Raw genomic sequence first — 10,589 nt, 5'->3', positions numbered from 1 at the left:
TGCGTCGCGCAGCTTCTTCGCATTCTTGTCGCTGAGGTCGATCTCGTAAGAGACCCCGTCGAGCGCGAAGGAGACGGTTTCGTCGGCGTGTCCGCCGTCAACATCGTCGATCAGGACGACTTCGACTCGCTGAGCCATGTTGCTCCATCTGGTGTTGTGATGGTAATGGGAGCGACGTGAATGCTTCGTATTCGCGTCGACGGCCAATTTACACGGAACTACCAATCCAGCGGAATCGCCCGGCGGCAATTGTGGAGAAACTTCCGGCGGTGCCGATCGTACAACCTTCTACTGTTCGTCCGCGGATTTGCTGGCTGCTTCGGCCCTGCGCTCTGCCTCCCACTTCGCCAGCGCAATTCGCTCACGCCGGTCGCCCTCGAGAATGTTCTTGATGATGACGTAGAAGAGCCAGGCGACACCCACCGTCGGGAGGAGCGCGAGGACGTAGGGCAGGACCGATTCCATGTCTCCATGATCCCACGGGTCCGGGGCCGGACCTGTCTCCCCGGATTGTCGCCCCCGACCTCTACGGTGGCGGCCATGGCCACCAAGTCGACGAGCCGGCGTTCTCCCCGCTTCCGATGCGCCGAGTGCGGATGGACCACGGCCAAGTGGGTGGGCAGGTGCGGCGAGTGCCAGGTCTGGGGAAGTGTCGCGGAGGCAGGCGGCGCCAGCGTGCCACGCACCGCCGCGGCACCCGTGGTCACACCGGCCGTGCCGATCGGCGAGGTCGATGTGAGGACGGCGACGGCACGTCCGACGGGAGTCCCGGAGTTCGACCGCGTCCTTGGTGGCGGTCTGGTGGCCGGCGGCGTGGTCCTCGTGGCCGGCGAGCCGGGCGTCGGCAAGTCGACGCTGCTGCTCGACGTCGCGGCGCGGGCCGCGCGACAGGGCGCAGCCACCCTCTACGTCAGCGGCGAGGAGTCCGCCCCCCAGGTCCGGGCGAGGGCCGGCCGCATCGACGCGCTGGCCGACAGCCTGTACCTCGCCGCCGAGACCGATCTCGCCACCGTCCTCGGCCACATCGAGGCGAGCACCCCGCAGCTGCTCGTCGTCGACTCCGTGCAGACGATCGCGAGCTTCGAGGTCGAAGGCCAGGCAGGCAACGTCTCCCAGGTCCGTGAAGTTGCCGTGAGCCTGATCCGGGCGGCCAAGGAGCGCGGGATCGCCGTCCTGCTCGTTGGTCACGTCACCAAGGACGGCTCGATCGCGGGTCCCCGAGTGCTCGAGCACCTCGTCGACGTCGTGATCCAGTTCGAGGGTGACCGGCACTCACGTCTGCGCCTCGTCCGTGCCGTCAAGAACCGGTTCGGCCCGACGGACGAGGTCGGCTGCTTCGACCTGTCCGAGGCGGGCATCGTGGGGTTGGCCGACCCGAGCGGTCTGTTCCTGTCAGATCGCCACCACGCGGTGGCCGGCACGTGTGTGACGGTCACGCTCGAGGGCCGCCGTCCGCTCGTCACGGAGATCCAGGCCCTCGTCGCCCCGTCCACGCTGCCGTCGCCACGGCGGACGTCCAGCGGTCTCGACGCATCGAGGCTGGCGATGGTCATCGCCGTTCTCGACAAGCGCGCTGGCGCGCCGATCGGGTCCCAGGACATCTTCGCAGCCACGGTCGGCGGCGCGCGGGTCACTGAACCGGCCGCCGACCTCGCCCTGGTCTGTGCACTCGCGTCCTCCGTCCTCGACCTGCCGCTGCCGGTCGATGCCATCGCCATCGGGGAGGTCGGACTGGCTGGGGAGGTCCGCAGGGCAACGGGAATCGGCCGACGCCTCAACGAAGCCGCTCGACTCGGCTTCCGGCACGCCGTCGTCCCGACCGGCAGCCGGGCCGATGCTCCGGTGCCGGATGGGCTCGACGTGATCGAGGTCGGCAGCGTCGCCGAGGCGATTGAGACGATGCGTCGCCTCGCCATGCGACGCACAGCGCCCGCACTGACGCGTGACACCGCTTAGACTGCGGACCACCAAGCCTTGGTGCAGCCCCGCCCTCAGCCGAACGGGAAGTGATGGACAGGAACGACGACGACGAGCTGCTGCTACGCGCGGCCCTCGCCGCGGTCGCTCCCGGGACTGAGTTGCGCGATGGGCTCGAGCGGATTCTTCGCGGCCGCACCGGCGCTCTCATCGTGCTCGGTCACGACAGGATCGTCGAGTCGATCTGCACGGGTGGCTTCGCCCTCGACGTCGAGTTCTCGGCGACACGGGTCCGCGAGCTCTGCAAGATGGATGGCGCCGTCGTTCTCGACCGCGAGGGAACCCGCATCCTCCGTGCGGCGACCCAGCTCGTGCCGGACTCGAGCATCGACACGTCCGAGTCGGGCACGCGCCACCGGACCGCCGAGCGGGTGGCCAAGCAGACCGGCTTCCCGGTCATCTCGGTGAGCCAGTCGATGGGCGTCGTTGCGCTCTACGTCGGCAACCTGCGCCACGTCGTCGAGGGTTCGCCGACCACGCTGTCGCGCGCGGACCAGGCGCTGCAGACGCTCGAGCGCTACAAGGCCAGACTCGACGAAGTGACCGGCACGCTGTCAGCGCTCGAGATCGAGGACCTCGTCACGATCCGCGACGTCACGTCGGTGCTCCAGCGCCTCGAGATGGTTCGGCGCATCTCGGCCGAGATCCAGGACTACGTCGTCGAGCTGGGCACGGATGGCCGCTTGCTCGCGCTCCAGCTCGAGGAACTCGTCGGTGGCCTCGGCAACGACCGCGAGCTCGTCATCCGCGACTACCTGCCGGCCACCAAGTCGGATCTCACGGCCGACGAGGCCCTCGCGAACCTCGAGTCGCTCAACTCCGTCGAGCTGCTCGATCTCGGAGCCGACGCCCGGGCGGTGGGCTTCACGATCGTCGGAGACAGCCTGGACGCCCCGGTGAGCCCGCAGGGCTATCGCCTGTTGACCAAGGTGCCCCGCCTGCCGACGGCGATCGTCGAACGCCTGGTCTCCCACTTCGAGTCGCTGCAGCGCCTGCTCGCAGCCGGCATCGAGGACCTCATGCTCGTCGACGGTGTCGGTGAGGGCCGGGCCCGCGCAGTCCGCGAAGGCCTGTCCCGTCTCGCCGAGTCGTCGATTCTCGAACGTTACGTCTAACGCGGAGAACGAGATTCCGTATGCCGCTGGGCTTGGTGCCGCTCGACGTGCTGCGTGAGCGCGTGAATGGGTGGTACGCCCAAGCGGGTCGCGACCTTCCGTGGCGCGAACCCGGCTGCAGCCCATGGGGAATCCTGCTGTCCGAAGTGATGGCCCAGCAGACACCGCTGTCTCGGGTCGAGCCGATCTGGCGCGATTGGATGAGGCGATGGCCAACGCCTGGATCGCTTGCCGCTGCCGCACCCGGGGACGCCGTGCGAGCCTGGGGCCGACTTGGCTACCCCCGGCGTGCACTGCGGTTGCACGAGGCAGCAACGGTCATCGTCGAGCGGCATGGTGGCGCTGTGCCCCGGACGCCTGCCGAGCTGCTCGACCTGCCGGGTGTCGGTGCCTACACCGCGGCCGCCGTCGCCTGTTTCGCGTTCGGGATACCGGAGGTCGTCGTGGACACGAATGTGCGACGCGTCCTCGCTCGAACCTTGCAGGGCAAGGCACTTCCCGAGGCGACGTTGACTCGGGCCGAGACGGAGCTGGCCGCGAGTGCCATGCCGGCCGAGCGGCACACGGCACGGGCGGCACGGGACGAGGCGAACACGTGGAACGTCGCGGTCATGGAGCTCGGCGCTCTCGTCTGCATGGCGCGGGGTCCACGATGCGGGGAGTGCCCCGTCGCCGACCTCTGTGCCTGGAACGTGTCCGGCCGTCCCGCCCACGAAGGGCCGCCGCGGCGCGGGCAGGCCTGGCACGGCACCGACCGCCAGGTCCGAGGCGAGATCCTGCGGCGGTTGCGGGACGAGCATCGGGCCCTTCCACTCACGGCGCTGGAAGGCGCCGGGCCCGAGCGAGTCCAGGTCATGCGATGCCTGGACTCTCTCGTCGCGGATGGCCTCGTCGAGCCTTTGTCGCGCAAGCGCTTTCGGCTGCCTGCCTGAGACCAGGAGCAGCCCTTCATGTCATGCGGACTCGGCTGCAGGTCCTCCGCCATGCTGGGTGACCGATGAGAACCTTCGCCCTCCTGGTCAGAGCAGGCTTCCGGCGCCACTCCACGTACCGCCTGGCCCTGCTGGCCGGGATGACGACCAACTCCGTCTTCGGCCTCATCCGCGCGTCGGTCCTCGTTGCTGCGGTCACAGCCGCAGGCACGCAGATCGGCGGGTACGACGCCCCAAAGGTGCTCGCCTTCGTGTGGTGGGGCCAGGCGTTGCTCGGCGCGGTGAATCTCTGGGGCTTCCAGGAGGTCGGCGACCGGGTGCGCACCGGGGACATCGCGATCGACTTCCTCCGGCCGCTCAACCCGCAACTCACCTACCTCGCAGGAGACCTCGGCCGCGCGGGCATCAACCTCATCCTGCGTGGCGCACCAGCGCTCCTCATCGGCGCCCTGCTCTACGACCTCGCAGCCCCACCCGGGCTGGACTCGTGGGTCCTCGGGCTCGTCTCCGTCGTCATTGCCGTCGTGGTCGCATTCGCCGCCAGCTTCATCGTCAACCTGCTCGCCTTCTGGGTCATCGAGGTGCGCGGCATCCGGCTGGTGTGGATGATCACGTCCGGCTTCCTGTGCGGCCTCTACGTGCCGATCCCGTGGTTCCCCGACTGGCTCCGCACTTTGGCTCAGTGGACGCCGTTCCCCGCGATGCTCCAGAACCCGCTCGACATCCTGTCCGGACGCGTCGATGACGGCGCCATCTGGATGACGCTCGCGGGCCAGCTGGCCTGGGGAGCGGTTCTCATCGTGGTCGGGCAGGTGGTCCTGTACCGTGGCCGTCGCCGTCTGGAGGTGCAGGGTGGTTGACCTGACGCCTTATCGGGCCATCCTCGGCTCGCGCATCCGCGCGCAACTGCAGTACCGCACCTCATTCGTCACGGACATCCTCGGGACGGTGGGCGTCGGGCTCACGGAGCTCGCCGAGGTCTGGGTCATCTTCCACAACGTCGATGTCCTCGGTGGCCTCGACTTCACCGCGGCCCTGCTGGTCTTCGCCCTGTCCAACATCTGTTTCTCAATCGCCGACATGGTCGTGGGCCACCTCGACCAGCTGCCCACGTACATTCGCGCCGGCACGATCGACGCGTTCTACGTGAGACCGCTGCCGCTGCTCGCCCAGTTCATGTCGAGCGAGATCTCCCTGCGCCGCATCGGGCGCCTCACCGTCGCCATCATCGTTCTCGCCATCGCGTTGGCGAGGGCTGAGATCGCTTGGGACACAGCCACGGTCGTCCTGCTCATACTCTCCGTCCTGAGCGGGACCGCCATCTTCTCCGCGCTCTTCACCGCTGCGGGAGGGCTGCAGTTCTTCGTCGTCGACGGTGCAGAGTTCACCAACGCCTTCACCTACGGCGGTTCCTACGCTGCCCAGCAACCGCAGCGCGTCTTCCCCGATCCGCTGCGGATCTTCTGGACCTTCGTCGTCCCGACCGCCTTCGTCGCCTACCTGCCGGCTGTCGCAATCCTCGACCTGCCGGGTAACGTGCTCGCACCGACCTGGCTGGCCTGGTGCACCCCCCTCGCGGCAGTCTTCGCATGGGTCGTCGCCGGCAGCTGCTGGCGGGCCGGCACGCGCCGCTACCAGGGAGCAGGTGGATGACCGTGACACGCGCCGATATCGCGCCGACACCGATCATCGAGACGCAGGACCTGGTTCGCGACTTCCGGCGTGGCGCGCGGCGCACCCGGGCGGTCGACCACATGACGTTCGCCATCCAGCCGGGCGAGGCCGTCGGCTACATCGGTGCCAACGGAGCCGGCAAGTCGACGACGATCAAGATGCTGACCGGCATCCTCAAACCGACCTCTGGCCGGGCGCGGACGTGCGGACTCGACCCGATGCGGCAACGGATCGAGGTGGCCCGTCAGGTCGGGGTCGTGTTCGGCCAGCGATCCCAGCTGTGGTGGGACCTGCCGCTGCACGAGTCCTTCACCATCCTCGCCGCGATCCACCGGCTGGACCCCGCTGAGGCGCAGGCCCGGACGGCCCGGCTGGTCGACCAGCTAGAGATGGGTCCGCAGCTCGACACACCGGTGCGCTCGCTGTCGCTCGGTCAGCGGATGCGCGCCGAGATCGCCGCAGCCCTCCTCCACTCGCCCCGCCTGCTCATCCTCGACGAGCCGACGATCGGCCTCGACGTGCTCTCCAAGCAGCGGCTTCGCGAGTTCCTCGTCGAGGAGCGGCGCCAACGCGGCACCACGCTGCTCCTCACCACCCACGACATGGGCGACATCGAGCGGCTCTGCGACCGGGTGCTCGTCGTCGACCGCGGCAGGTTGGCCTTCGACGGGACCCTCCAGGGCCTCGCCGCCACGGTGGGGGCGGAGCGACTCCTCGTCATCGACCTGGCCGTGCCCACGCCGCCGCTCGAGGGCGTTCAGCGCGCGCGGCTCGTCGACTCCGAGTCGGACGGCCTGCGCCAGCGGCTGGCCTTCGACGCGACCCAGACGACGGCAGCGGCGGTGCTCGCCGACGTCTCCCGTCGCGCTGAGGTCCGCGACCTGACGATCGAGGAGCCCAACATCGAAGACGTGGTCCGCCGGATCTACGCGACCTCCCGGGGCTCCTGAGACAAAGAAGGGGGTATGCCGCTGAGCTGGCTTGCGCTGGAAGTGAACTCAGCGGCATACGGGCTATTCAAGCGTGCGGAGCATCCTCGTGTTGCCCAACGTGTTGGGCTTGACGCGCTCGAGGTCGAGGAACTCCGCGACGCCCTCGTCGTAGGAGCGGAGCAGCTCTGCGTAGACCTCGGCCGAGACCGCCTGGCCCTCGATCGGCGCGAAACCGTGACGGGTGAAGAAGGGCACCTCGAAGGTGAGGCAGAAGAGCCGCCGGACCCCGAGCTCGCGGGCGTCCGCGACGAGGGCCTCGAGAATTCGGCCGCCGAGGCCGGTGCCGAGCAGCGCGTCGGTCACAGCGAGCGTGCGGATCTCCGCGAGGTCCTCCCACATGACATGCAGGGCCCCGCAGCCGACGAGGATGCCGTCGCGCTCGGCGACGACGAACTCCTGGACACTCTCGTAGTAGGTCACCGCCTCCTTGCTCACGAGCACCCGGCGCTCGGCCAACGGCGCGACGAGGGAGCGGATTCCCTTGATGTCGGACGTTCGCGCACGGCGGAGGACCACGTTGTCGGCTGACGGGGTCGTGGTCATGACAGGTTGCCGTCTGCGAACGACGCGAAGAGTCGCCTGGCCTGGTCGCCGAGCACGACGATGGACTGCGAGCCTGCCCAGCCGAAGGGCCCAGCTGCGACGCCGCGTCCGACCTGGGTGGGATTGACCCGGTAGAGGCCGGCGGCGAAGGTGAGCATCTCCTCGGCGGAGAGGTCGCTCTGGCCGACGGTGCTGAAGCTGGTCAGCGCGCCGGGCACCGCGATCGGCCCGGCGAGCTTGGCCTTGATCGCCGCGGCGACGAGGAGCTGGCCCTGGTGACGCGAGCGTCCGAAGTCGCCATCGGGCAGCGTCTTGCGCTCGCGGGCGTAGGCGAGGGCCTCCTTGCCGCTCAGCACCTGTGGCCCCTTCTCGATGACGAGGCGGGCATGCGAGGCGTTGACCGTCTCCGGGACGACGATGGGGATGCCGCCCTGGTCGTCGATGAGCTGCTTGAAGCCCTCGAAGCCGATGACGGCGTAGCCCTCGATCGGCAGTCCGGTCGCCTTGCGGACGGTGTCGAGCTGGGCCGCCGGACCGCCGAGTGCCATCGCGGAGTTGATCTTGCCCTTGCCGCCGGTGCTGAGCGGCACCCAGAGGTCCCGGGCCATTCCCATGACGCCACCGCCGCCCTTGCCGTCGAGGCCGACGACCTGGAGCGTGTCGGCCCGTGAGCGGACCAGGTTCTGGCCCTTGCGTGCATCGGAGCCGAGGGCGAGCACCCAGCGGGGGCCCCCGCCGAGGGCGGCCGTCTTGACGCCGAGCGAGGGCCACCAGCCCCCGACGACCTGCCAGGTCGGCCCGACGGCCAAGGTCACGTCGTCCCCCGCCGTGACCACGGCGATGGGCGTGTCGAACCAGGAGCCCACGGCCGCCTTGGCGCCCGCCGGGACGGTCGAGCCAGGTGCTGTTCGTTCCTTGAGGGACTTTACGGTCTCGGCGTTGGCAGCATCACCGAGGTCGGAGCCTCCGTAGAGGCGCTCGACGAGCGACGCCAGGTCGGCCGGCGCGCCCTCGACAGCTGGCGTCCGCGTCGCCGGTGGAGTGCCCGCCGCGGTGGTCGTCGTGCCCGCGTTGGTGCCGCCTGCTGGTGGCTCGGGATCTGCGGTGCAAGCGCCCAGCAGTGCAACGGTGGCGATGGAGGCGGTGAGGGCGGCCACCCGGCGGTGGCGTGCAGGTCCGAGCATCACAGGGAAACCGTAGACGACCGGACCACGGCGCTACCGGGCGACACCGGGCGATGCTGGGCGATGCTGGCGACACCGATCAGGGCGTCACGCCCGCCGCCCGCCGCACGAGGCCCCGCGAGGCCGCCACGGACACCATCATCGTCGCCGCGGAGACGGCCGCGGCCGCCAGGAACCGGACGACGAGCGTCACGTCCATGTAGGACAGGAACGGCAGCATGAGGACGAGGACGAACCCGGCGGAGACGACGACCGTCACGGCCAGGGGGAGCCCGATCTCGTGGGAGCGCGCCCGGTGCAGGGTCGCCAGGGGAGTGCCGGCGAGGCTGAGCGCGCGGTACTGGGGCCGCTGGTCGAACACCCGCGCGGCCTGGACGACGCCGGTCGACGTTGCCGCGATGACCGTGATGATCGCGAGCGTCACCATGGCGCCGGTCGACATGTCCTTGGCCATGACCGCGTCGGCAGCGCGTTGCTGGCTCGCCTCCGAGGTCGCGAGCGTCGTGAACCCGGTGACGATGATGCCGAGCCCCAGAGCGCCCACGGCGCGCCAGGTGCTCCGCGGGTCGTCGACGATACGCCGGGCGGCCAGCAGCGTGGCCGACGTGGGCGCGAACCGCGCGGCGACTCGCCCGGCCACCATGACGACCCATGGGCCGAGGCCGTTGACGGCGAGGATCATCGCGGACAGGACGACGACGGCGGTGGCCCGGGCCGGCCGGTCCATCGTGTTGATCGCGACGAACCAGACGACCCCGATGATCAGGGCCGCGACGACGCGCACGGCGCTCAGCCGACGCGGTGTCGTCCGCGCCGCCACGCCGAGCGGCCCGATGACGACCTTGGCCAGGGAGGAGAGCCCCGAGATGAGAGCGACGGCTACCACGGCCACGACGACGAGGGCTACCTGGCCGATCGGCAGGATGAGCTCTGACACGTCGAAGGTCCGGCCCTGGAAGGTCAGCTGCGCTACAAGGGGGAGTGCCGCCGCGTAGACGAGCACACCGGCGAGGGCGCCGAGGAGCGCCTGGGTCGCCGCTTCCGCGAGCGTCATGACCGTGACCTGGGCGGAGGTGGCGCCACTGAGGCGCAGCGCGGCGAGCCGTTGGTCGCGACGGGCAATGGCCAGTCGAGCCGCGACTCCGCCGAGGGTGAGGATCGGGATGACCAGACAGGTGACGGCGACCCAGGCCAGCGTCACGTACGTCTCGCCGATGGTGGGCCACAGGGCACCCGGGCCGGAGACGTCATCGGCGTTCCTCGTCTCGAAGGCATGCAGGCCGCCGAGGCTGACGAGCAGCGCACCCGTCGCGACGGCGAAGGCGATGACCGACAGCAGCCCGGGCACCCGGTCTTCCCGGGCGTCCAACGTCCGCATCCGCCACCACAGGGAGAGCGACGCGGTCATGCCTGCACCTCCGTTGTGTCGATGAGGCCGTCACGCATGCGCACGAGGCGGGAGCACCACCGGGCGACGTTCTGGTCATGCGTCACCACGACGAGCGACGCGCCGCTGTGGGAGGTGAGGCCGGTCAGGTGCCGCATCACCTCGGCGCTCGTCGTCTGGTCGAGGGCGCCGGTCGGCTCGTCGGCGAAGACGACACCCGGCCGACCGACCAGGGCCCGAGCGATGGCCACTCGCTGCGCCTGCCCTCCGGACAGCTCACCGGGCCGGCGCCGCTCCAACCCGGCAAGGCCGAGCGGTTCGAACAGGGCCCGTGCCCGGTTGGTCGCCTCGCTGCGACGGACACCATCGAGCAGCAAGGGCAGCGCGACGTTCTCCACGGCCGGCAGCTCCGGCAGCAGCATGCCCTGCTGGAACACGAAGCCGAAGTCCTGCCGCCGCAATAGTGTCCGATCCGCGTCGCTGAGCCTGGCCACGTCCCGGTCGTTCCAGAGGACCTGACCCGAGGTCGGGCCGAGGATGCCGGCGAGCACGTGAAGCAGCGTCGTCTTGCCCGAGCCCGACGGCCCCATCACTGCCACGCTCTCGCCGGGCTCGATCGTCAGCGAGACGCCGCCGAGGGCGGGGAGGGTGCCGTCCGATGCCGGGCCGTAGCGCATGACGAGGTCTCGCGCGATGAGACGACCGTCGGGGGCTGGGAGGGAACGGTCCTGCGAGCGCGCGCCCAGCGGCATACGGCTGCGTGATGTCTGAGTCTGTGTCATGTC

Annotated in this window: 12 protein-coding genes; 6 read left to right on the top strand and 6 right to left on the bottom strand. The window is 69.8% G+C overall.

Going from position 1 to position 10,589, the window contains the following annotated elements:
• Together VIR15_RS07905 and VIR15_RS07900 are read right to left on the bottom strand one after the other, a co-directional pair.
• Positions 1 to 138, bottom strand: a 138-nt coding sequence (locus VIR15_RS07905; protein ID WP_331926928.1) for a histone-like nucleoid-structuring protein Lsr2, incomplete at its 3' end; no start/stop codon positions are given.
• A gap of 150 nt (positions 139 to 288) precedes the next feature.
• Positions 289 to 465: a hypothetical protein gene (locus VIR15_RS07900; protein ID WP_331926925.1), complete on the bottom strand. Its 177-nt coding sequence runs from the start codon at positions 463 to 465 to the stop codon at positions 289 to 291.
• A gap of 75 nt (positions 466 to 540) precedes the next feature.
• On the opposite strand from VIR15_RS07900, the gene radA reads away from it, so the two are divergent.
• The 6 genes from radA (at position 541) to VIR15_RS07870 (ending at position 6,648) form a co-directional block, all read left to right on the top strand.
• Complete coding sequence (radA, locus tag VIR15_RS07895; RefSeq protein WP_331926924.1) at positions 541 to 1,956, top strand: DNA repair protein RadA; 1,416 nt, start codon at positions 541 to 543, stop codon at positions 1,954 to 1,956.
• Positions 1,957 to 2,009: 53 nt separating this feature from the next.
• Positions 2,010 to 3,092, top strand: coding sequence for a DNA integrity scanning diadenylate cyclase DisA (gene disA, locus VIR15_RS07890; protein ID WP_331926923.1), 1,083 nt, complete (start codon positions 2,010 to 2,012; stop codon positions 3,090 to 3,092).
• 20 nt (positions 3,093 to 3,112) lie between these two features.
• The gene (locus VIR15_RS07885) at positions 3,113 to 4,024 is read left to right on the top strand and encodes an iron-sulfur binding domain-containing protein (RefSeq protein ID WP_331926922.1); all 912 of its coding nucleotides are present in this window, start codon (positions 3,113 to 3,115) and stop codon (positions 4,022 to 4,024) included.
• 65 nt (positions 4,025 to 4,089) lie between these two features.
• The gene (locus VIR15_RS07880; protein ID WP_331926921.1) at positions 4,090 to 4,884 is read left to right on the top strand and encodes an ABC transporter permease; all 795 of its coding nucleotides are present in this window, start codon (positions 4,090 to 4,092) and stop codon (positions 4,882 to 4,884) included.
• Positions 4,877 to 5,677, top strand: a complete 801-nt coding sequence (locus tag VIR15_RS07875; protein WP_331926920.1) for an ABC transporter permease — start codon at positions 4,877 to 4,879, stop codon at positions 5,675 to 5,677. The genes VIR15_RS07880 and VIR15_RS07875 overlap by 8 nt, the downstream gene beginning before the upstream one ends.
• Positions 5,674 to 6,648, top strand: coding sequence for an ABC transporter ATP-binding protein (locus VIR15_RS07870; RefSeq protein WP_331926919.1), 975 nt, complete (start codon positions 5,674 to 5,676; stop codon positions 6,646 to 6,648). Before VIR15_RS07875 ends, VIR15_RS07870 begins: the two co-directional genes overlap by 4 nt.
• 63 nt (positions 6,649 to 6,711) lie before the next feature.
• Here VIR15_RS07870 and VIR15_RS07865 read toward each other — a convergent pair whose 3' ends face one another.
• From VIR15_RS07865 to VIR15_RS07850, 4 genes are all read right to left on the bottom strand, one after another.
• Positions 6,712 to 7,233 (bottom strand): amino-acid N-acetyltransferase, encoded by a 522-nt coding sequence (locus VIR15_RS07865; protein ID WP_331926918.1) that lies wholly within the window; start codon positions 7,231 to 7,233, stop codon positions 6,712 to 6,714.
• The gene (locus tag VIR15_RS07860; protein WP_331926927.1) at positions 7,230 to 8,417 is read right to left on the bottom strand and encodes an LCP family protein; all 1,188 of its coding nucleotides are present in this window, start codon (positions 8,415 to 8,417) and stop codon (positions 7,230 to 7,232) included. Before VIR15_RS07860 ends, VIR15_RS07865 begins: the two co-directional genes overlap by 4 nt.
• Before the next feature lie 79 nt (positions 8,418 to 8,496).
• The gene (locus tag VIR15_RS07855) at positions 8,497 to 9,825 is read right to left on the bottom strand and encodes an FtsX-like permease family protein (protein WP_331926917.1); all 1,329 of its coding nucleotides are present in this window, start codon (positions 9,823 to 9,825) and stop codon (positions 8,497 to 8,499) included.
• Positions 9,822 to 10,556, bottom strand: a complete 735-nt coding sequence (locus VIR15_RS07850; RefSeq protein WP_414654943.1) for an ABC transporter ATP-binding protein — start codon at positions 10,554 to 10,556, stop codon at positions 9,822 to 9,824. The genes VIR15_RS07855 and VIR15_RS07850 overlap by 4 nt, the downstream gene beginning before the upstream one ends.
• Between the last annotated feature and the right edge of the window lie 33 nt (positions 10,557 to 10,589).

The sequence above is a fragment of the Intrasporangium sp. genome, from assembly GCF_036566125.1.
In the GTDB taxonomy this organism is placed as follows: Bacteria; Actinomycetota; Actinomycetes; order Actinomycetales; family Dermatophilaceae; genus Intrasporangium.
Note: the sequence above shows the minus strand (reverse complement) of the source record. Positions and strands in the feature narration are given on the sequence as shown.

Excerpts from the sequence above, each read along its gene's own strand:
- radA (WP_331926924.1), top strand. The coding sequence starts at position 541 with ATGGCCACCAAGTCGACGAGCCGGCGTTCTCCCCGCTTCCGATGCGCC.
- VIR15_RS07885 (WP_331926922.1), top strand. The coding sequence starts at position 3,113 with ATGCCGCTGGGCTTGGTGCCGCTCGACGTGCTGCGTGAGCGCGTGAAT.
- VIR15_RS07900 (WP_331926925.1), bottom strand. The coding sequence starts at position 465 with ATGGAATCGGTCCTGCCCTACGTCCTCGCGCTCCTCCCGACGGTGGGT.
- VIR15_RS07870 (WP_331926919.1), top strand. The coding sequence starts at position 5,674 with ATGACCGTGACACGCGCCGATATCGCGCCGACACCGATCATCGAGACG.
- VIR15_RS07850 (WP_414654943.1), bottom strand. The coding sequence starts at position 10,556 with ATGCCGCTGGGCGCGCGCTCGCAGGACCGTTCCCTCCCAGCCCCCGAC.
- VIR15_RS07855 (WP_331926917.1), bottom strand. The coding sequence starts at position 9,825 with ATGACCGCGTCGCTCTCCCTGTGGTGGCGGATGCGGACGTTGGACGCC.
- VIR15_RS07860 (WP_331926927.1), bottom strand. The coding sequence starts at position 8,417 with ATGCTCGGACCTGCACGCCACCGCCGGGTGGCCGCCCTCACCGCCTCC.
- VIR15_RS07880 (WP_331926921.1), top strand. The coding sequence starts at position 4,090 with ATGAGAACCTTCGCCCTCCTGGTCAGAGCAGGCTTCCGGCGCCACTCC.
- VIR15_RS07865 (WP_331926918.1), bottom strand. The coding sequence starts at position 7,233 with ATGACCACGACCCCGTCAGCCGACAACGTGGTCCTCCGCCGTGCGCGA.
- disA (WP_331926923.1), top strand. The coding sequence starts at position 2,010 with ATGGACAGGAACGACGACGACGAGCTGCTGCTACGCGCGGCCCTCGCC.